This window comes from Nocardia sichangensis (genome assembly GCF_047200615.1).
GTDB classification, from domain to species: domain Bacteria; phylum Actinomycetota; class Actinomycetes; order Mycobacteriales; family Mycobacteriaceae; genus Nocardia; species Nocardia sichangensis.
Genome location: NZ_JBJZOK010000045.1, coordinates 25496 through 44726, shown reverse-complemented (window position 1 = coordinate 44726; position 19231 = coordinate 25496). Strand labels below are relative to the sequence as shown.

The 19231-nt window shown below is 67.5% G+C and carries 22 protein-coding genes; 21 read left to right on the top strand and 1 reads right to left on the bottom strand.

What is annotated here, in order from left to right:
• From ACL03I_RS36305 to ACL03I_RS36245, 13 genes are all read left to right on the top strand, one after another.
• A partial coding sequence (locus tag ACL03I_RS36305) for a hypothetical protein (RefSeq protein WP_412808262.1) occupies positions 1-703 on the top strand: 703 nt, incomplete at its 5' end.
• On the top strand, positions 703-1527 hold the full coding sequence (locus ACL03I_RS36300) for an ESX secretion-associated protein EspG (protein ID WP_412808261.1): 825 nt from the start codon (positions 703-705) through the stop codon (positions 1525-1527). The genes ACL03I_RS36305 and ACL03I_RS36300, both read left to right, overlap by 1 nt.
• A gap of 41 nt (positions 1528-1568) precedes the next feature.
• On the top strand, positions 1569-3170 hold the full coding sequence (locus ACL03I_RS36295; RefSeq protein WP_412808260.1) for a hypothetical protein: 1602 nt from the start codon (positions 1569-1571) through the stop codon (positions 3168-3170).
• On the top strand, positions 3167-3949 hold the full coding sequence (locus ACL03I_RS36290; RefSeq protein WP_364433966.1) for an ESX secretion-associated protein EspG: 783 nt from the start codon (positions 3167-3169) through the stop codon (positions 3947-3949). Before ACL03I_RS36295 ends, ACL03I_RS36290 begins: the two co-directional genes overlap by 4 nt.
• Positions 3942-4439, top strand: a complete 498-nt coding sequence (locus tag ACL03I_RS36285; protein ID WP_364433963.1) for a hypothetical protein — start codon at positions 3942-3944, stop codon at positions 4437-4439. Before ACL03I_RS36290 ends, ACL03I_RS36285 begins: the two co-directional genes overlap by 8 nt.
• Positions 4440-4486: 47 nt before the next feature.
• Entirely contained in the window at positions 4487-4732 is a 246-nt protein-coding gene (locus tag ACL03I_RS36280) for a YbaB/EbfC family nucleoid-associated protein (protein ID WP_412808259.1), read from the top strand.
• Between the two features lie 152 nt (positions 4733-4884).
• Positions 4885-5205, top strand: coding sequence for a type VII secretion target (locus ACL03I_RS36275; RefSeq protein ID WP_356967663.1), 321 nt, complete (start codon positions 4885-4887; stop codon positions 5203-5205).
• Positions 5202-6542: a hypothetical protein gene (locus ACL03I_RS36270; RefSeq protein WP_412808258.1), complete on the top strand. Its 1341-nt coding sequence runs from the start codon at positions 5202-5204 to the stop codon at positions 6540-6542. Before ACL03I_RS36275 ends, ACL03I_RS36270 begins: the two co-directional genes overlap by 4 nt.
• A gap of 13 nt (positions 6543-6555) precedes the next feature.
• Positions 6556-6828, top strand: a complete 273-nt coding sequence (locus tag ACL03I_RS36265) for a hypothetical protein (protein WP_412808257.1) — start codon at positions 6556-6558, stop codon at positions 6826-6828.
• A gap of 70 nt (positions 6829-6898) precedes the next feature.
• A complete protein-coding gene (locus ACL03I_RS36260) occupies positions 6899-7903 on the top strand; it encodes a PPE domain-containing protein (RefSeq protein ID WP_412808256.1) in 1005 nt (334 codons plus the stop codon).
• Positions 7900-8682 carry an ESX secretion-associated protein EspG gene (locus tag ACL03I_RS36255; RefSeq protein ID WP_412808255.1) on the top strand — a complete coding sequence of 261 codons (783 nt, stop codon included), beginning with the start codon at positions 7900-7902 and terminating at the stop codon, positions 8680-8682. The genes ACL03I_RS36260 and ACL03I_RS36255 overlap by 4 nt, the downstream gene beginning before the upstream one ends.
• A gap of 78 nt (positions 8683-8760) precedes the next feature.
• Positions 8761-9078 (top strand): WXG100 family type VII secretion target, encoded by a 318-nt coding sequence (locus ACL03I_RS36250; RefSeq protein ID WP_356967654.1) that lies wholly within the window; start codon positions 8761-8763, stop codon positions 9076-9078.
• 42 nt (positions 9079-9120) lie between these two features.
• A complete protein-coding gene (locus tag ACL03I_RS36245; RefSeq protein WP_356967652.1) occupies positions 9121-9414 on the top strand; it encodes a hypothetical protein in 294 nt (97 codons plus the stop codon).
• Positions 9415-9471: 57 nt separating this feature from the next.
• On the opposite strand, the gene eccE is transcribed toward ACL03I_RS36245, so the two are convergent.
• Positions 9472-11220 (bottom strand): type VII secretion protein EccE, encoded by a 1749-nt coding sequence (gene eccE, locus ACL03I_RS36240; RefSeq protein ID WP_412808264.1) that lies wholly within the window; start codon positions 11218-11220, stop codon positions 9472-9474.
• Between the two features lie 137 nt (positions 11221-11357).
• On the opposite strand from eccE, the gene eccB reads away from it, so the two are divergent.
• The 8 genes from eccB (at position 11358) to ACL03I_RS36200 (ending at position 19230) form a co-directional block, all read left to right on the top strand.
• Positions 11358-12764, top strand: a complete 1407-nt coding sequence (eccB, locus tag ACL03I_RS36235) for a type VII secretion protein EccB (RefSeq protein ID WP_412808254.1) — start codon at positions 11358-11360, stop codon at positions 12762-12764.
• A 152-nt stretch (positions 12765-12916) separates the two neighbouring features.
• Complete coding sequence (locus tag ACL03I_RS36230) at positions 12917-13957, top strand: hypothetical protein (RefSeq protein ID WP_412808253.1); 1041 nt, start codon at positions 12917-12919, stop codon at positions 13955-13957.
• A 53-nt stretch (positions 13958-14010) separates the two neighbouring features.
• Positions 14011-14418: a YbaB/EbfC family DNA-binding protein gene (locus tag ACL03I_RS36225; RefSeq protein ID WP_412808252.1), complete on the top strand. Its 408-nt coding sequence runs from the start codon at positions 14011-14013 to the stop codon at positions 14416-14418.
• On the top strand, positions 14378-14818 hold the full coding sequence (locus ACL03I_RS36220) for a YbaB/EbfC family nucleoid-associated protein (protein WP_412808251.1): 441 nt from the start codon (positions 14378-14380) through the stop codon (positions 14816-14818). Before ACL03I_RS36225 ends, ACL03I_RS36220 begins: the two co-directional genes overlap by 41 nt.
• A gap of 102 nt (positions 14819-14920) precedes the next feature.
• Positions 14921-16537, top strand: a complete 1617-nt coding sequence (locus ACL03I_RS36215; protein WP_412808250.1) for an MFS transporter — start codon at positions 14921-14923, stop codon at positions 16535-16537.
• Between the two features lie 185 nt (positions 16538-16722).
• Positions 16723-17013: a DUF2721 domain-containing protein gene (locus ACL03I_RS36210; protein WP_379253410.1), complete on the top strand. Its 291-nt coding sequence runs from the start codon at positions 16723-16725 to the stop codon at positions 17011-17013.
• Positions 17014-17160: 147 nt separating this feature from the next.
• A complete protein-coding gene (locus ACL03I_RS36205; protein ID WP_356967639.1) occupies positions 17161-17820 on the top strand; it encodes a response regulator transcription factor in 660 nt (219 codons plus the stop codon).
• A 9-nt stretch (positions 17821-17829) separates the two neighbouring features.
• Complete coding sequence (locus ACL03I_RS36200) at positions 17830-19230, top strand: sensor histidine kinase (RefSeq protein WP_379253411.1); 1401 nt, start codon at positions 17830-17832, stop codon at positions 19228-19230.
• Position 19231: the final 1 nt, after the last annotated feature.

The following is a 19231-nucleotide window of genomic DNA, read 5'->3' as shown; positions in this document are numbered from 1 at the left end:
CGGAACCGGAAACAACAACGGCGGCAACGGCAACAACAGCGGCGGAGGCAACAACAACGGCAAATCCAACGCAAACGGAAGCGGTGGCACCGGCGGCGGATCCGGAAGCGGACCCGGCGGCAGCGGCAACGGATCGGGCGCGGGTTCGGGCAGTGGAAACGGCGGGTCCAGTGGAAACGGCGGCCCGAGCGGCGCACCCTCGGGCGATCCCGGCCAAGGTACCGGTCCGAGCGGTGCCCCTGGGACCGGCTCCAGCGGCGCTCTCTCCGCCTCCGAGATGCTCAGTATGTTCTCGGAGGTGTTGCAGCTCATCACTTCCGGCATCACGACTCTCGCACAGCTCGGCAATCAACTTGCCGCCCAACTCGGCCCGGGATTGCAAGCGCTGACCAAAGCTGTCGAGGACGGCACCCTGACGGTGAAGCAGGCATTGGCCGAGGCTGCTGAGCGGATCGGCGAGGATATAGCTGAGGTCGAGGAGCTACTCCTCCCACCGGGTGCGACCGGGCCGGTCGACTCCCGGGCGCTGTTGCCCAGCCCGAACGAGGCGCTCGAACTACTTCAGCTGGGGGTACCAGGACGTGCGGCGGGCAATCAGCCCGCGGTCTTCCAGGATTTCACGACGGCGAGGTCGATCGATGACGTCGTCGGCGAGCCCGGATCGGCGGGCGTCCCGGGTAACGCGGCGGAGGGTGGCAACTGATGGCACGGACCTGGCGGCTCACCGGCCTCGAATACCTGGTGCTGCGTGAGCGATTGGTAGGACGCCGCACGAGCTGGCCGTTCGCCTACGTCGCCGACGTGAAGGGACATTTCGACTTCCAATTCGTCAAGGCTCGGGTCTGGGGTGAGCTGCAGGCCGCGTGGGACCCGGCGCTGGCCGAGGCGATGGTGAAGTCGATGCAGGCCGATGTGCGGATCGCGGTGCTCGCCAATGATGACAGCGCGCCCCATGATCTGGCCCGGCAGTGGACGATGGCGGGCAAGCTGTTCGGCGACCGAGCGATCCTGGTCGAGGGATTCCGCGTGCGGTCGCCCTATAGTCACGACGAACTGGTGATCACCGAGTGCGATGCGGTGGAACTCGCACGAGTGATCGTGGACAAGCTTCCCCCGATGGCGGCGGGCGGCCAGTCGCAGGTCGAATTGCTGAGCTCGACGGCCGAGCCCGTGTTCGATCACTGGCACGGTCGCAGTTCGCTGTACGACGAAGGCGACCGCGATGTCGACACTCGGAGCCGAGGGTGGCAGGCCGCGCCGAAATCCACGGTCGGCCGGATCGAGATCACGCACGGTCACTCGAATTTCGGCCCGCGCGGGCAGGTGACCAAGTGGATCTTCTGGGAAGACCATCCCGGCGATGGCCGCTACATCGTCGATGCCGGGCCGCCGGTGGCCGCGGTCGCGACCGATGCCGAGCGGCTGGTGCGGCTCATCGAACGGGAATGCGGTGAACTGCAGCGCGTCCGGGGGGACGAGTCGCGCGGTGGAATCTCGCGGCTCAGCGTCTACGACGACGGCCGTTGAGATGACCGATCCGAACTGATTGCGCTGATAGGAGTTGCGACATGGCACTTGATTCCGATGTCTCGGACAACACCAAATGGGCGAGCTTGGGCGGCGCGGAGCTTCTGCTCGAGGCGGGGACGGCGCAGAAGTGCGCACAGCACGTCGAGGACATGCTGAATGTCGTTGTCGGCGTGCACAGCTGGGTGCAGGGCAACTATGAACGCGCGAGTCCGGTGTTCGCCGCGTGCGCCTCGGGGGTGCAGATGTGGGCCCTGTTCAACTCCAAGATCGCCACCGAGTTGCTGGAACGCATGGATCGGCATCGCAACATCCTCACCAATATGGGCAACACGTTTCTCGCCGCGGGCAAGAAATACTCCCTTACCGAGCACAACTCGGCCGTGAGCTTCGAGGGGATCTCCTTCGACAGCCCGCCGGGCACGCCACCCAGCGGAGCGCCCAAATCGGTGCAGATTCCCCGGCATTCGAACAAGCCGGATACCACGACGCTCTACGACCCGGCCTTGTTCTGGCCCGAGGCGGGCTCGCAACTGGATTGGTCGATTTTGTACAACGTCGGCCAGTCGATCAATGCGCAGGCGGTCGCCGACGCGGGTGGTGTGTGGTACTGGCTGTCCAAGGGGTTGGACCGTGGTTTCGACACCCTGCGGACCGCCATCGCCGGTGCGTCGGATCAATGGACCGGCGCGGGTGCGGACGCGGCGATTCTGGCGACCACGCAGTACGTATTCGCCTCCGAGCAGCTCACGACGGATATGAATCTGTTGGGTGACTCGCTGGTGTTCAGCTCGGGCTGGCTGCAGCGGACGAAGAACGGCATGCCGCAGACCCCCGAACCACCGCCCTCGACGACCAGGACGCAGAACGACGCGGACCTGCTCCGGTTCCAAGAGCATTTCCAGACGCATTACACCGAGAACTACACGCATTTGACGACCCATATCGTGGCGCTACCCCAGCCGAACGAGGTGGTGACGCCGAGCCTGAACGTCGGCGGAACCGCGCCGATCGAGGCGCTCGACACGCCCGGTGCAGACGGGTCCGGCGGTGATCCCGGCGACGAGCCGCCGACCGGCCCTGACGACAACGGCGGTGACGTGACGCGCGTCGGCGACAATCCGACGGGCGGTGGCAACGCGCCCGTCGACGGCGACGATCCCTCCTCCGGGCTCCCGAATCCCCGAACCGAAACGGGACCGAACACCTCGAACCTGCCGGAAGGGCTGAAGGACAAACCATTCGAGACGCTGAGCAACCTGCCCGACGACCTGACCTCGGAAGAATCGGGCAGCACCCCGTGGCTGATGAATTCCGCCCTCCTGCCGCCAGGAAACGTCCCGTTCGTCGGCAAGGGCGGCGGCGTCGGAGGTGGGACCGGTCGCGTATTCGCCCTGGATCAGCTGAAAAACCAGGAGACCAAGCTGTTTCCCCGCCTCACCGCCGTTCCGGACGAGAAGTTGACCGGACGGGCCGGACCCGCTGGTGGGCGCGAACCGGGTGTCCCGTTCGGCGGTCACCCCGGCCGCCCGAATGGCGAGGAGAAGGAGAAGAAGCGGTCCGAGCTGCTGGATTCGACCGAGCATCTCGACGAGGCGCTCGCGCAGCCGGAGCTCGCGATCAGACCGGTGCTCGATCGGTGAGCCGCACCTGGCAGCTCACTGATACGGAACTGATCGCCTTGTGGGACAGGCTGTTTCAGGACCGGCTACCGTTGCCGCTGTTCGCGCTGAATCGTGGCGACAACACGCGGGGCTGGGCGCGACTGGCGGCGGCGGCGCTGGCCGGGCTGGACGAGACGGCTGACGGCGCCCTGCACGACGCCCTCACCCGGGTCGCCCACGCCGATATTCGGGTCACAGCGGTGGCGTTCGACCCGCGCGATTGCGGCGACCCCGCAGGCCGGCTTCGCCTGGTCGGAGCCCGGCAGGGCGACGTGGCGGTCCTGATTCGCCAGCTACCCGGCGAAACGCGTTGGCACAGTGGCGGTTATGTGATCACCAGTGGCGATGCCGATCGGCTCGCCGGTGCGGTGGTCGGCGCGCTCCCCGCTCGGGCGGCCGGGCGGGGGCCGGATACTCCGTTGATCACCAGCCCGGCGAGCGCGGAGGCCGACCACCACTACGGCCGGTCTCCGGTCTACGACAACTATGCGGCCGATCGCGCCAGCGCGGCGTGGCTGCGACGGCCCGCGGAGCGGCTCGGAGTGATCGAAACCCGTATGGGTAGTTCGATCTTCGGGCCGCGCGGCATCACGCCCTACCGCATCGAATGGCGAGATCTGGTCGATGACGGCCGCTACGCCGTCGCCGAGACGGCAGGACCGGTCGCGACAGCGGTCGATCGGACGGCGCTGGCGTCCATGATCGCCGCCGATATCGCGACCGTGTCACAGACCATGGAGGACGAGCGACGTGTCTGAACAACCCCCGAGAATCGACGCCGAGTGGTCCGCGGACTCGATGTTCGGCGCGACGATCCATGAGAGCCCGGTTTTCGACGGGGCCGAGGCCGACCCGGAGACGACGCTCGATCGGGACGCGCCGGAACTGGAAGCACCGAAATCTGATTTCACGCCCTATTCGACCGGCGAGGCCGCACTGCGCGGTGGCGACATCGTGGTGAGCGCGACCGATTCGGCTGTGCCGCTGGCGGTTCGGCTGACCGCCGACCAACTCCGGCGCGACCCGGACGATCTCGGTGACGACATTCTGCGGCTGTGCAAGCTCGCGGCCAACCGGGCCGGCTTGCTCCGGCGTGCGTACCTGGCCGAGATCGGTGTCCCGGAATCGGCGCTGGACCTGCTCGAACTGCCGTCCCAGGACGCGGTCGAACACTACGAGCTCGCAGCGGAATCGGAGCACGGGTACGAGCCGCACAGCTGGCTCGACCGGGATGGAGATTCGTGGTGACAGATTTCGCTGCCCTCGAGGCGGGTGCTCGCGCACGACTGGATCGGATGCGACGGCTCGCCGCGGATCTCGCCGCGATCCGGGTCGACCACACCGATGCCGACGGGGCCGTCACCGTCTCGGTCGACGGGGTGGGCCGACTGCTCGATGTCCGTCTGACACAGGCGATTGCGATGCTGTCGCCGTCCGAGTTCGAACGGGTGCTCGTTGCCACCGCCGCTGCGGCGGTGCGGCGGGCTTTGGGAACGCGCGGACAACTGATCGATGAATTCAACGGTCAAGTGAACAGCTAGCGCTGCCCTGCCCGCAGGGACGAGTCAACGGGCAGGTGAACAGCCGGGGTCGCCGCTCGCGCACCGCTTGCGGACACCGCGGCCCGAATTAGATTTCTGACGCGAGCCGTCTAGGTATCGAGATCACAGAACCAGCCCAGGAGGGTACCGCGATGAACGTCCTCAATGTGCAGCCGCAGACATTCCGCCGATACGGCGAGATTTCGGACGGGATGGCGGCGACGGTCGCCGTCGCGGGGGCCGTCGACCAGGCCGCTGTCATAGCGGCCATCGCTCCGACCTTCGGGTTGATCGGTCACGAATTCCTGACGAGTTTCGCCTACGCTCAGGCCAACCACTTCGCCGCACTGACCAAGCTCGTCGAAATCCTCACCACTACCGCCGATACCGCGCGGGTGGCCGCGGCGTCCTATGAACTGACCGAGCAGCACAGCGTCGCTTCGTTCGGTACGCTGACGGGCGCCGAACAGTGACTCCCGCGCAACCCTCTGCGGCGCCGCTACATCCGACCGTTCTCGACGCGCTCCGAAATACGCCGGCTGCTCCGTTTCTCGATCCGCCGACCCAGCAGTTGCTGGCCGGCATCGGCTTGCCGCAGTTTCCCGCTCTCCCGCCGCTGCCGGGTCTGCCGGTCCTCCCGCCGCTCGACCCGGCGGCACTGTTCAAACCGGTAACCGACCTGATCAGCGGCTACGGTAACGGCAACCTGGGCGCGGGGGAGTTCGATCCGCAAACGTTGATGCGGAATGTTACCGACGCGGTGCGCACCGCGATGCAGCTGGCCTCCACGGGCATTCAGCTGCTGCAGTCGATGGAGAGCTCAGGGGCAACGGCGGCGACCGCGGCGGCGGTCGACACCGTGGCGACGTCCGCATCGATCTCCGAGCAGGCCGCGCGGATCAACCTGACCACCGGTGGCGCCGCGGGCACCGTCGCTGCCGGATACGCGCAAATGGCGGCGGTAGCGACGCGTTTCGCGCTCACCACCGCAGCGCTCGGGCCCACTCTGGTGACGCCGCCCGGCCAGGCGGCGCTGCTGGCCACGGCCATCGAGGCGGGCACCGAGGCGACGGCGATCACCGCCCAGACCAAGGCGCAGTTGCTGGCGCAGTCGGCGGAGATGACCGAGGCGGGCAAGCCGGTGCCGACTCGCAGCCCGAAACATGCGGACCTCGGCAAGGTCCAGCGTTCGCTCACCCAGACGGTTTCGGCGGCCGGTCCCTCGGCGCCGGATGTGTCGGCGGTCGGTTCGCGGTCCTCCCCGGGATCGGCGTTCGCTACCGCCGGGGTCGCGCCCTCCTCGCCGAACCAGCCCACCGTGACGCAGTTGCTGTCGCGATTGCAGCAGGTGGTGACGCCGTTGATCTCGGTCGCGCAGACCGTCGGGAAAGAGGTCCCCGCGCAGTTCCCGGCCAAGCCTGGCGCCGACCCCGCGGCGCCGGCTCCGACGCGCTCCGCTGCGGCAGCCGTGCCGGTCGGGTCGACGAGTGGGGGAGCGGCGGTCGCCCCGGCGGCGGCTCCGCTGGGCGTGTGGCAAACCGAAGGCGTCATCGCGGCGACCGCGAGCCCGATCGGCACGCCGCTGATTTCGACGTCGGCCTCCACGTACTCGCATGAAGTACTACCGCCTTTCGCTCCCGGTGCCAGCTCGATCGGCGACGACCGGGCCCGGCCGGCGGGCGGCCGCCAGGAGTCGCCTGTCGATGCCCGCCATGGCGACGAACTGGTCGGAGGCCGCCTGCCCGAGACCGCAGCACCCATCATCGGCGTGGAAACGACCGCCGACCCGGATACGCCATTCAGCCTTTAAGAGGAGAACGTTGATGAGCAGCATCGCGATAGATCACCAACTCGCCAGGATGGCGGCCGGTCGGCTGGACATGCTGGCCGATGACCTGGAGGGCGGACTACTTCAGCGCAGTGACGCGCTGCGTCCGGTGCCGGCCGCCGCCGACCCGGTGTCGCGGCACACCGCGCAGGTGCTGCGACAAGTCAGCGCTTCGTTCGAGCAGTCCTGCCTGGGGGGGCGTCGGCGAACTGCGCAAGATCGCCGCGAACCTGCGTTCCCACGCCGACCTCGTCGGGGATTCCGATGACGACGCCGTGCAGTCGTTCGAGCGCCTGGCGTAGCACCGCGCGCCGAACACCGAGACGAGGAGTGACGCGATGGTCGAACTTCCGCACGCCGGTTTCACCGGCACGATGTGGGACGCCGTACCGGCCGAGCAGCTGGCACGCGAGCTGACGACCGGTCCCGGCGTCGTGCCGATGGCCGAGGCGGGGCTTGCCTACGCAGCGCTCGCACTGCACCTGGGTGAGGCCGGTGCCGAGTATCGCGCCATTCTCGCCATTGTCGGGAACGCGTGGGGATCGGATTCCAGCGCGGAGGGCATTGCCCGGTTGGCGCAGCTGGCCGACTGGTTCGACGACCTCACCACCGCCGCCGAGCACAATGCTGCCACGGCCGCCGAGCAGGCCGCGGCCTACGAGATCGCTCAGCTCACGATGCCGCACGTGGACGAGGTGGCGGCGGCGGTGCGGATGGCCGAGGAGACGGTCAGCGGCACGCTGCTCGGCGCACCGCTTGCCGGACTGTTCGACACTGCCGAGCATCAGATCGACGCCTTGCGCGACCACGCCGCCCAGGTGATGCGCACCTACGAGGCGGGCAGTGCGAAGCTGTCCGCAGCGTGGGAGCAGGAGACGGCCCCCGTCGTCTCCGCGGGAGCCGCCCTACTCGCTGAGCAGGCGCCGAAGCCGGTCGGCGACGGGTCATCGGGGCCGCCGCCCGACGCGCAGGCCGTTTCTTCTCCCGCACTGCGGGGTTCGCCGGTCGTCGACCTGTCGGCATCGACTGTCGCTCCGGCTCCGACCCTGACAGTCGGCGGTGAGTCGCTGGTGATCACGCCGATGCCGCAACCCGTCTCGCCGATCGCGGCGGCAACGGCCGGCGCTCCCGTCGTGGCAACGGCCTCGCAGGTACCGCCACCGTCGATGCTCGCGCCGCCCACGACTTCGCCGGTTCCGGTGTCGCCGCAAGCCGGTCAGCGGGCGGTGGCAGCCGAGGCCGGAGCTCTCGGCGAGCAGATCGTCGTCCAGGCCGGGCTCGCCACCGCACCACCGGTTCTGGGCGGCGTTGCGCAGTCTCGTACCGCCGGGGCATCGCAATGATGACCCTGACCGTCGATGCCGCCCTCGTCGCCGCCGAAACGCTCGGCGCGCAAACCCTTCCGGTGGTTCTCGCCCTGCGCCCACAACACAGTGAGCACGCCGACTTCCTTGCCGCCCGCGTCGCCGCTGTCGCGGAGCTTTATGCGCGCGGCGTGCTCGACGAGGACGGGAACGTCCTCGACGACGAGCTGACCAAGGCGATATTCGCCCTGGCCCGCCCGGAAAGGCAACTGGCCCTGCGGATCCGGCGCGCCGACGTGCATCGAGTCTGCCTGGCCCGGCGCGGCCTTGACCACGCGGTGGCGGTGCGAGTGGGCGACGAAATCCAGATCGGCACCGTGTGGGGTGACGAGGATCCGGTCGCACTGGCCCGGCCGCTGCTGGCCGCGCTCGGCGCCCGTCCACCCGCGGACATCCCGGTGCTCACCGCCCCCACCGCCGAACTGCGTCGACGGCTCGACGACGCGGGAACCACCGAGGCCAGCGCCGCCTACCAGCTCGGCATGTCCGAATCGGACGCGCTGGCCCTTGGGCTGGCACTGCGCCAGTGTATTTCGGTCGCCGAGTTGGTGTGCTACTCCCACCGTGACGGCAGCGCGGAGCGATCGCCCGCCGCCGTCGCCGTGTACGACACCGCGGCCGGCCGGATCATCGGCGGCGGCAGTATGGCCCCTGACGGGCAACCGTGGACGACCTTGGCCCCCGGCAGTGATCGCCGGTTGGCCCATGTCGTCGGTGCGCAGATCGAAGCGCTGCCCGAGGGCCGCTGGATGCCGTAATCGGTACGCGCATCCACCCATCGTCCGGAGTCACTTCTCCGGAATTCTCAACACATCATCATCCGAAAGGAAATGTCAATGGCCGGCGCAGATGCTCTCCACCTTGATTTCGCCATATTTCAGAAGTACGCGAACGCGTACGCCGACGTGATTCCGCCCATCGACAAGAGCGTCGACAACCTCGAGGCCACAGTGATCGCCGCGAAGAAGGATTGGGAAGGTGAAGCCAACGTCGCGTTCACCAAATTCGCCGACGAACTGCAGGCGAGGATCCGCAAAGTGAATGTCGATCTGGGCCAGGTCTCGGAGGCGTTGCGTACCGGTGAAACGAAGGTCGCGGCAACCGAAAACGAGAGCATGGGCGGGTTCACCACGCTGAACACGAATTACCTCTGACCGGAACCGACCGAAACCACTTCTGAGAACGGAACCAGCACAATGTTGTACAACCCGGCGGGCGTCATCCAGCTGATCACCGATATGGACAACTACCACGCGGCCATTACCACGGAGCGGGAAAACGCGCAGAACGCGGCGACCTCGCTGGTGCGGGAGGGCTGGCATAGCGGCGAAGGCGGCGCCGCCGGCTCGTTCCTGGCCAAGCACAAGACCCTGATCGCCGACCTGGACGAGCTGCTCGTACTGCTGAAGAAGGGACGTGACAACGTGCAGGCCGCGCTGGACAAGGCCCGGGCGACCGATCAGCACGTCGCGGACGACTTCGTCTGGTAGATCCGGCACCGAGGAGTCCCCGGGGGCCCGCCGCCAACTGGCCGCGGGCCCCCGTTCTCATGCGGATCGCAGTGCCGGCTCTGGTTGCGGCCCGACCTCGGTTTCGGCGTCGGTTCCAGCGCCCTCGAGATACTCGACTTCCTCCCGGATCGAGACCACCTGGACGGTCAGTTCCCGGCCCGCGCTGCGAATGTGCACCCGCCCGGGCACGTCCGCCGATTCGATCAGCGCGACATCGGCGCCGAGCAGAACCGCCGCTGACTCCCGCGGCGAACGGACATGGACGGCCGTCGCTTCCGACACCTGTCCGGCCGAGGCGATACCGTCGAAAACGATCATCGTCGCCGCGGCCGTGTATCGCGCGCTACCGGACGCGGGCAACGACAGCGCGGCAGGCGCGCCGACCGCCGCGACCAGGCATTCCCATTCACGGGGGCGAACGCTGTGCACGATCACCTGCGCACCCACCGCGATCGCGCGCAGCACCATCAGTTGGGTCAGCCGCAGCGACCCGACGATCTCCACCCGCCGGACCGCGGGCCCGAACAGCGGCACCGCGACACCGAGCCCGTCATCGGTAGCGCCGATCACCTGACCGCACCCTGCGGCCTGCACCGTGAATCGCGACATCGCCGCTGGTACCCCGCGTAGCGCGGCGGATGGCTGGAGGTTCCCGCCGTCGAGCAGGACCTGGCGCTGCAGTCCGCGCAACGGACGCAACCCGAGTTCGGCGGGCGGTTCCTCGGCGTCGTGATGACCGACGCCGGCAAGGTCGCGCCGCACGACCGCGCTCAGCGCGACCATGGTGCCACGCCGGCCCGGCGAGTCCGAATCGACGGCCGGTGTCATGCGCAAGCGGGTCAGCACCGACTTGCCGGGCAATGTCCACACCGCCGCCAGCACCCCCGGTTCGAGCAGGTGCGGCCGGACCGCGTAACCGGCCAGTTCGATGCCGCCGCTGCGCAAGACGCGCCAATCCTCAGCCCACTGCTGTGGGTCGTTGTCGTGCAGGACCGCGGCCTCCGCGGCCGCCAGTTCGTCGGCGGTGAGGATCGATACCCCGACGCCGCTGGCGGCGATGCGACCCGCGACCCGGCGCGTCGCGACCAGGGCGGTGCGGATCATGCCTTCCTGTGCGTTGCCCCGGTTGTCGATCGCGCCGACGTTGTCGAGCGGGTCGAAACGCAGGACCAGCCAGACGGTCTGGGTAGCGGCGGCAGGCAGTGGCCCGAGCAGTTTTTCGTAGACCCGGACGACGTTGTGCGGGCCCTGGGTGCGGACACCGAGCGTGACGACGTCGACGGCGGCCAGCCGAATATCGAACTGGGACAGGCACCGCGCCACATCGGCGAGTGAGATGGCCGCGCCCGCCTCGATCCGAGCCGATCCGAGCAGGGTCGGCCGCACCACGGTGTCGCCGAGCCCGACCATGGTGATCAGGTGGCTGCCGTCCCAGCGCATGCCACAGCGGGCGCCACCGGAGTCCGGGATATCGACATCGAACGACTCGGGGCGTGGTTCATTACCACTACCGCGCCGATTGCGCCACCAGAGCGAGCCGCGCATTCCCAGAATTCGCCAAACATTGGTTTTCCAAACTCGGACGCCACCGAGTAACGCAATTGTGATCCCGATGCCGAGAGCCACTCGAATATCTGCGCAGAGGGCGATGGCTGTGGTGGCGGCCGTTGTTCCCGCGGCCGCCGATGGCAGCACGATGGACAATGGAATCCGCGTGAACAGTTCGCTCGGACCCGAAGTCGGCAATGGCACAACAGGTGATTCCCGGGTATCTTCCGGCGGCATTATCTCGCTATTCATTCAGAACATCTCCATTCGGCGCTCGCCTGTGTGGTGCGGTAGCCTCTCATATGTCGTACGAGTGTGCACATTCAGGCACACGGTGTTCATGCGCACGTGTTCGTGCGCACGGAGGAGTTGAAATGCCGGCACAGTTGACGACCCGGGCGCAGGTCAATGGATACAGATTTCTGTTGCAGCGTTTCGAGCACGCGCTGGTTCGCCGCGATGTGCGAATGCTGCACGATCCCATGCGCATCCAATTCCGTTCGTTGCTGACGGGTTTGGTGCTGGCAGTGCTGGTGACGGCAGGCTGCGGCGTCCTGGCGTTCCTGCGGCCGCAGGGGCAACTCGGCGATGCCAAGATCATCATGGCCGGCGACAGCGGTGCCCTCTACGTCATGGTGGACAAGACCATGCACCCGGTGCTGAATCTGGCTTCGGCCAGGCTGATCACCGGCACCAGTGAATCACCGACGTCGGTGCCGGATTCGAAGCTGGCCTCGGTACCGCGCGGACCGATGCTCGGCATCCCCGGCGCACCCGCGTCGCTACCGGGGGCGGTCGATCGCGATCGCTCCGAGTGGACGCTGTGCGAAGACGCGACCGACGGTCTGCGCAGTACGGTTCTCGACGGCGTGCCACAGCTCGGCCCGCAGATCCGGCCCGCCTCACCGGATGAGGCGGTGCTCGCGACCTATGACGGCGCCACCTATCTGATCTACGACGGCAAGCACGCACGCATCGATATGAGCAGTGATGCGGTCGTGGCTACCTTGCAGATTCGCGACATGCGGCCGCGGCCGATCGGTGCCGGACTGCTCAACGCGACCGTCGCCGCCCCCGAACTCCTCGCTCCGGCGATACCCGACGCGGGTGCGCCCAGCGCCGTGCGCGTCGCCAATGTCGTTGTGGGGTCGGTGATCCGGGTCCAAGGCGTCAACGGCGCGCAGCCGTATGTGGTGCTCGCCGACGGGGTGCAGAAGATTTCGGAGTTCACCGCGCAGGTACTGCGCACGTCGAACTCGATGGGGCATACCGTCATTCCGCTGCTGTCCCCGGACGCGATCGGCGGTCTGCCGGTGCTGAACACCCTGCCGATCGGGCAGTTCCCGGTCGGCGTCCCGTCCATCGTCGCCATGGATACCGATCCGGTGGCCTGCGCGAGCTGGGCGCGTAGCGCGAGCGATCAAGCCGCCACCCTGCGCTTGCTCGTCGGCCGGCAACTGCCGCTGGCGTCCGGCCGGACACCGGTGCGTCTCGTCGGGGGCGAGGCTGCCCACACGGCCTATATACCCGCTGCCAGCGGCGAATTCGTGCAGGCCACCGGTATCGAGCTGGACAGCACCCGGCGCGATGGCCTGTTCTATGTCACCGACACCGGCGTTCGATTCGGTATTCCGGACGCCGCGACGGCAGTCGTGCTCGGACAGACCGCCGAGCCGAAGCTGGTGCCGTGGCAGATCATCAGCCAACTGCCCGCCGGGCCGATGCTGGATCGCCGATCCGCCCTCATCGCCAGGGATGTCGTCCGCACCGGCGGGGCGTAGCCGGTGTCCGCGGGTGACGAGAAGGTGAACGGCTGTGGCGACCAGATCATGCCCGGTCGCCGCCCGTGCGTGGGCTGGGTACTTTCCTGGCAGTCGAGCGCGAAGGGAACTTGCTGATGCCGCGGATTGTGGGCAGGCGAAGCGATGGCGGCGTGGTTGTCGCTGCCGGCGGGGTGTGTGTCATCGTCGGATCCGACGACCTCGACGCCGCCGGGCACTGTGCGACACCGCCGGAACAACTGCGGGTGATGTTGGTCAGCGCCACGGCCGACGACGGCGATTGCACCGTTACCGACGAGCCGATGCCCGCCGGTCTGCTGTCGGCGGCGCAGCTCGCGACGATCCTGGCCTGGGAGGTCGGGTTCGTCGAGGGCGAACCAGGCGACAGTGAGCGGCCCGGACTGAGCAGTGCCGAAACCGAACTCTACCTACGCTATCGACCTGATACCGGGGACGACTATCCGAACAGGCCGGCCGTGGCGGAGGTCGACCGCCCGTTCTTCTCGCTCGAACCCGTCATCGTGCCCGCACCGCTCGGGCCGACCGATGCGCCCGAGTTCGCCGACTATGAGTCCGCGGCGCTGGTTCAGCTCTGCGCATCGATGGCCCATGTCGACGATCTGTCCGCTGCCGAGGTCGTCGGCGCGGCAGCCGAAGACCTGATCGACCGCGTCAGCTATGCCCAGACGGTCGAGGAGTTCTATCCGGCCCTGGCGCAGGCCGTTTCGACGCAGACGGTGCCCGATCCCGCCGTCGAGGCGGCCGACGGCGTCGACCGCGACGAGATCCTGGGCTTCTTCGCCCGCCTGCTGGCGGAGCTGGATCGGCGGCGGCCCTGGCCCGACCCGGTCACGGTCGCGGTCGACCCGCGCACCTGGCCGACGCCGGGGTCGAGCAGGCTCATCGGCTGGCTGGATATCGGCATCTCCGCCCTGGAGTGGGCGGTGAAGGCGGGCTTTGCGGAGGTTCCCGACGACGATCAGGCGGTGCTGGTCTTGCGTTTACGGAGCGGCCAGCTGATCGCGCTGGTGGGGGAGCAGGACCCGGACCCGGCGAGGTTCATGGTGCTGCTGCCCGATCTCGACGGCCAGCAAGACCCCGTGGCGGTGATCGCGTATCTATCGCGATACGCCGGACTACGGGTCGAATTCGATGAACGGGCGGCAGCGATGGCAGAGGTGGCGGCACAGTGATACGACCGGAGAACGCGAGCACGGCGGCCGATGCCGCTGAACTGATCGATGCGGTGAGCCGGGCCCTGAGCCAGATGCGCAGTCTGCGCGGTGCGCGCGACGCGCTGACCGCGTCCGCCACCGTGGAACACGGCCGAATCACCGTCGTGGTCAATGCTTCCGGCTCGATCATCGAGACGTACTACGCCGACGACATCAACACGCTCAGCTATGGCCAAATCGCCCGCGCGACAGTGCAGGCGGCGCAGGCGGCGGCCGCGAAGGTGGCCGCCGAGCAGGAAACGCTCCTGGCTCCGGCAGCCGAGTTGCGGTCGCGAATGCCGAAGCCAGAGGATCTGTTCGAAGGCCTGGCAGCGCTGCGGGCGCAACTGCCGAAGCACACCCCCGCACCGCTTACTTCGCAGTCGCAAAACCCGCTGAATGACTGTCGAAACGATAATCATCGAATTCTCGACCGATGACGCCGACCGCCGAATTGTGAGCGCGACAGAAGGACCCGACACGATGGATGATGATTTCAACGCTGCCGTCGAGGAATTTCAGGCCAGGATGGCCGAAATCGCCGATCTGCAAGCCGAACGTGCGCTACTTGTCGGCGTCGCCACCACTGCGCGACGGCGGGTGCGCGTCACCGTGAATGCCGACGGGATCGCCACCGACATCAAGTTTTCCGGCGCGATCGGCGAATTGACCCCGGCGGAGCTCGCGGACGCGGTCACCGCGGCGTCGCGGGCGGCGGTGCTCGAGGTCGCGCGCAAAGCCAAGGAACTGATGGCACCGCTCGACATCGATCAGGCCGAGGCGCCCGAACCGGACGATCTGTTCGCCACAATCAACTCACTGCGCGATCACCTGGGCTGACGCCGACCGCAGTGGACCGGCACCGCGCCGATTGGCGAGATCGCCACCGATAGTCGAGACTTCCGATCGGGGGTGGCCGAGCTATCGAGTCGAGGGCGCACCATGGCAGTCGAGATCAGCCGTCCAGGCCGAGTGACCCGGACGCAACCGGCGCTGCCGTCGAGCCGCGGGCGGCGCGCACTCGTCCTGTCGCTCGTCGGCGGCACCGGATTCCTGATCAGCCAGGACGTTTCGTTGCACAGCATCGCCGTGTCGACGTTGCTGCAGCAGCTGGGTGACCGGGACGTGCTCGAGTTCTCGCTGTGGATCCCGAAGTCTTATGTGTTGTCGCTCATCGTGTTTCTGCTCGTCGGTGGTGTGCTCACCGACCGATGCGGCGCCAAGCGAGTGCTGATTGCCGGGTATGTCACCTTTCTCGCTGGTCTGCTGGCCCACATGCTGCTGGCCGCGACCTCGATTCCCTTGCTGGTGGCCAGAATCGTCATGGGTGCGGGTGTCGCCGCAATCGTCCCAGCGTCGTTGTCGATCCTCGTGCTGGTCAGCAATGCCGGTCGGCAACGCGCCCAGGCGCTGCTGTTGTGGGCAGGCTGTCTGGCCGCGGGCGTGACAGTCGTTCCGCTGGTCAGCGGCCTGCTGTTGAATAATCTGTGGTGGCCCCGGGTCGCTCTCGCCGATGCCGTGGTCGCGGTGGCGCTGCTGGTCGGCATCGTCAAGTTCGTCCCGCGGTGCCCCGGCGATCCGCAAGCTCCGGTGGATTGGCCGGGTGTCGTTGCGGCGACGATAGGTTCAGGGCTGGTCGCGCTCGGTCTGTTCAAGGCGCCCGACTGGGGTTGGACCGCGGCTCCCGTCGTGGCGCTGCTGGGGGCAGGCGCCGTCCTCTTGGTTGTGGCGGCGGCCACCCGCCGTGGCGGCGAGTTGCCGCACGACATTCTGTTGCGAGCCGATCCGCGGGCGCAGCCCGCGATGTTCGCGCTGTCCGCGGCGGTCGTGGCGGAATTCGGCATTGTCTTCGTGACGATCCAATACCTGCAGGCGGTGCGTGGTACCGACCCGGTCGTGGCGGGCGCGCTCATCTTCCTGCCCGCCTGCGTGGCCTCCGCGCTGGGTGCCAAGGCCGGTGCGATGCTGCAACGCCGTACCGGCGCGACAACTCCGCTGATCATCGGCTTGACGATGGTGCTGGATGGCCTGGCTGTCGGTTTGACCGCGGACGCTGCGGGCAGCCTGGAGCGGATCGTGGGGATGGTCGCGGTGATGAGCGTGGGTATGGGCGTTGTCATGGCGGTCGCGCTCGATGCGATCGCTACCGCGCTGCCCCCGACTCGCAACGGCGTCCTGTTCGGGGCGCAGTCGGCCGTCGTCCAACTCGGTAGCCTGCTCGGTTTGGCAGTAGCCGGTGGTCTCGTGGACCAGGGATATCGAGCGGAGCTCGTCATTCCGGCCAAAGTCGCCGCGCACGAAGGCATCGTCGCGGTCGGGCAACCGCTCGGCAAGAACGTGGCAACGGCGGCCTCGGTTGACGACACACTCGGTGGGCCGCTCGCCCAAGCGGTGCAGAACGCGTTCTTGGTCGGCTACCGGCACGCATTGCTGGCCACCATCGTCGTGGTCGTGGTGATGATGGTCGTAACCGTCGCCCTGACCGCGCGCGCCCGCCGGCGGAGTGCTGCGAACCCGAGGGGTTGTCAAGAGATTCCAAAGAATATTCGAGATATGTAAATAATCGCAAAGTCGATATCAAGAATTCGCGGCGAGGTTGATCGCTTTCGATGCGGTGCGCATAATTCATTTTCGGGGCGCATTGACTATTCTATCGAGAGGCTGGGGTTGTCGTGAAAGAGGTTGACGATGGCACTCCCGTTCCGCGCCGGATCCGGCCGAGTGCTGCCACGGCCCGATCGGCTGTGTCGCGAACCTCGGCCGAAGAGATCCTGACCCGCGCGCGCGCCGAACGGGCCCAACTCGAGCAGGGTCGCCACTTCTATGCCCAGCTTGTCGATCAGGCGGAACAGCTACACCACGAGATCCGTAGGCTGCACGAGGAGCAGCGCGAGGTCTATCGGCAGCTGAACAACCTGCGTCGACGATTCACCAGCCTGCCGCCCGTCCCCCGGCCGAGCGGCTATCCGCCGATCGCGGTCGCATCGGCCGCGCAGGCCGAGCCGCGCGCCGGTGCCGGTAGAGCGACTGCCTGACTTCGGATCGCCTCGATGAGGACCGTTGCCGGACAACAATGTTGACCGATCGGCGACGCTCCACTCCGCGACGGCAGGCGTGACCGTCTGCGGTAGTCTCACCTCGTGTTCAGGTGCGGGTCTGGACGTGTGGAAGGGACCGGGTTCGTGCGTGTGGTGGTGGTGGAGGACGACGCGGGCGTAGCCGGCGCTGTTGTCGACGGCCTCCGAGCGCATGGTTTCCCGGCCGTCGACCATTTGTCACACGGGCTCGATCTGCTGACTTCGCACGCAGGCTACGACGCGGTCGTGCTCGATATCGGGCTGCCCGATGTCAACGGTTACCTGGTGTTGCGCCAGCTCCGCAAGGTCAGCACGGTTCCGGTGATCATGCTGACCGCGGAGGGCGACGAGTTGGCGGTGGTGTCGTGCCTGCGTGCCGGAGCCGACGACTACATGGTCAAACCGCCGCGGCTCGGTGAACTCGCCGCCCGCCTGGAAGCGGTCGTGCGACGCAGGCAGACAACGGAGTCCGCTCCGGCCGTGGTGGTTACCGGTGATGTCGCGGTAGATCTGGGAGCTCGTTCCGTCGAGGTGGCCGGTCTGCCGGTACAGCTGACCCAGAAGGAATTCGCCATAGCACGCGTGCTGGTCGAGCGCGCGGGCGTCGCGGTGGCCCGGGACACGATCATGGACGAGATCTGGGGCGAGAAAACCCCGTCCACGTCTCGTTCGCTCGACGTTCACATGGGCGCGCTGCGGGCCAAACTGAACCGCCCAGGACTGATCGCCACCATTCACGGCTTCGGCTACCGCTGGACTCGGTGACCTCGCCGGATGCGCGTTCGGTTGGTCAGTGTATTCACGCTGCTGGCGGCGATCTGCATGATCTGCTTCGCGATCGGGATCGGGATGGAGTTGGCGTCGAGCCGGACCCAGGCGATGGTGATCGATCGGATCCAGGTCGCCAACCAGTTCGCGGCGACGGCGTCGGTTGATCCGGCACGCCTCGAGGGGGAGGCGCAGACCTATTTCGAGCAGACCGGCAACGGTGTCCTGGTGATCGCGGGCAGCGGCACGGTGATGGTCGATGTCGGGGTGAACCGCGCCGACCCACGGGTCATCGAGGTATCGAACAACGCACACCGGTTCATCCCGCCGGAGACGCTGTATCCGTGGAGTACGCACCCGATGGTGGTCGGCCAGCCCATCGGAACCTCGCAGCAAGCCGGCGGTGTGGTCGTCATCGCGATCTCGACCTCGGCGACTCGCCGTGGTATCACTGACAGTTGGATTCAACTCGCCTGCGTGACCGCCACCGCCCTGTTGGCGTTCGGCGGCGTGGCGCTCGGGGTATCAGGGTGGATCCTGCGACCGGTGTCCAAATTGCGCCGCGATGTCGACGCGCTGACCTCGACCTTGCCGGTGCGGCGCGCGGAGCCGGGGGGTTCCCCGTCCAGAGGCCGGGGGCCGCGGGAGATCGTCGAACTCGCGGTCGGTGTCGCGTCGATTACCCGAGCCGTCGCCGACCTGGCCGCGGCCGAGCGAAAACTGGTGGTCGATACGGCGCATTCGCTGCGAAATCCACTGGCCGCGCTCGCGGTTCGGTTGCAGGCCCTACAGCCGATGATCGCCCAGGATCACGCGTCGGCCACCTTCGCCGGTGTGGTGAGCGAAGTGGACCGGCTCACGGAGTTGCTGGACGGCTTGCTGGCCTCGGCGGTGGCCGATGCCGCGCCCGGACACGCCGCCGCGCGCTCGAACACGTCGGACTGTGACGCGGTAGCGGTGGCACGGGATCGAGTGGACGCGTGGCATGCCGCGTTCCAGCGCGCCGACATGACCCTCATCCTCGACGCGACTACCGAGGTTGCCGAAGCCGGTGTTCCGGCGAGTGTGCTCGCCCAGATTCTCGATGTCGCGCTGAGTAACTCCGTACGCTACGCGGGCCGAGATGCCCATACCGCGATCACCGTCAGCCAAGAATGCGAGTCGGTTGTCGTGTCGGTCCGCGACGACGGTGTCGGGGTGTCACCCGATGAGCTCGATCAGCTGACCACTCGATTCTTTCGCGGAGCACAGGCGACGGCCGGCGGTTCCGGTCTCGGCCTGCCGATCGCGGCGACCATGGCGGCCCAGTACGGGGGATTGTTCTTCGTCGACGTAGCCGAACCGTGCGGTCTGGTCGTCACGGCCAGCTTTCCGGCTGCGGTCGCGCCGAATCTTACATCCGGGTGAA

What these genes read in the sequence shown, in the direction of transcription:
- ACL03I_RS36200 (WP_379253411.1), top strand. Translation starts at nt 17,830, where the DNA reads ATGCGCGTTCGGTTGGTCAGTGTATTCACGCTGCTGGCGGCGATCTGC.
- ACL03I_RS36265 (WP_412808257.1), top strand. Translation starts at nt 6,556, where the DNA reads ATGAGCAGCATCGCGATAGATCACCAACTCGCCAGGATGGCGGCCGGT.
- ACL03I_RS36250 (WP_356967654.1), top strand. Translation starts at nt 8,761, where the DNA reads ATGGCCGGCGCAGATGCTCTCCACCTTGATTTCGCCATATTTCAGAAG.
- ACL03I_RS36255 (WP_412808255.1), top strand. Translation starts at nt 7,900, where the DNA reads ATGATGACCCTGACCGTCGATGCCGCCCTCGTCGCCGCCGAAACGCTC.
- ACL03I_RS36300 (WP_412808261.1), top strand. Translation starts at nt 703, where the DNA reads ATGGCACGGACCTGGCGGCTCACCGGCCTCGAATACCTGGTGCTGCGT.
- eccB (WP_412808254.1), top strand. Translation starts at nt 11,358, where the DNA reads ATGCCGGCACAGTTGACGACCCGGGCGCAGGTCAATGGATACAGATTT.
- ACL03I_RS36280 (WP_412808259.1), top strand. Translation starts at nt 4,487, where the DNA reads ATGCGACGGCTCGCCGCGGATCTCGCCGCGATCCGGGTCGACCACACC.
- eccE (WP_412808264.1), bottom strand. Translation starts at nt 11,220, where the DNA reads ATGCCGCCGGAAGATACCCGGGAATCACCTGTTGTGCCATTGCCGACT.
- ACL03I_RS36275 (WP_356967663.1), top strand. Translation starts at nt 4,885, where the DNA reads ATGAACGTCCTCAATGTGCAGCCGCAGACATTCCGCCGATACGGCGAG.
- ACL03I_RS36260 (WP_412808256.1), top strand. Translation starts at nt 6,899, where the DNA reads ATGGTCGAACTTCCGCACGCCGGTTTCACCGGCACGATGTGGGACGCC.
- ACL03I_RS36245 (WP_356967652.1), top strand. Translation starts at nt 9,121, where the DNA reads ATGTTGTACAACCCGGCGGGCGTCATCCAGCTGATCACCGATATGGAC.
- ACL03I_RS36295 (WP_412808260.1), top strand. Translation starts at nt 1,569, where the DNA reads ATGGCACTTGATTCCGATGTCTCGGACAACACCAAATGGGCGAGCTTG.
- ACL03I_RS36220 (WP_412808251.1), top strand. Translation starts at nt 14,378, where the DNA reads ATGACTGTCGAAACGATAATCATCGAATTCTCGACCGATGACGCCGAC.
- ACL03I_RS36215 (WP_412808250.1), top strand. Translation starts at nt 14,921, where the DNA reads ATGGCAGTCGAGATCAGCCGTCCAGGCCGAGTGACCCGGACGCAACCG.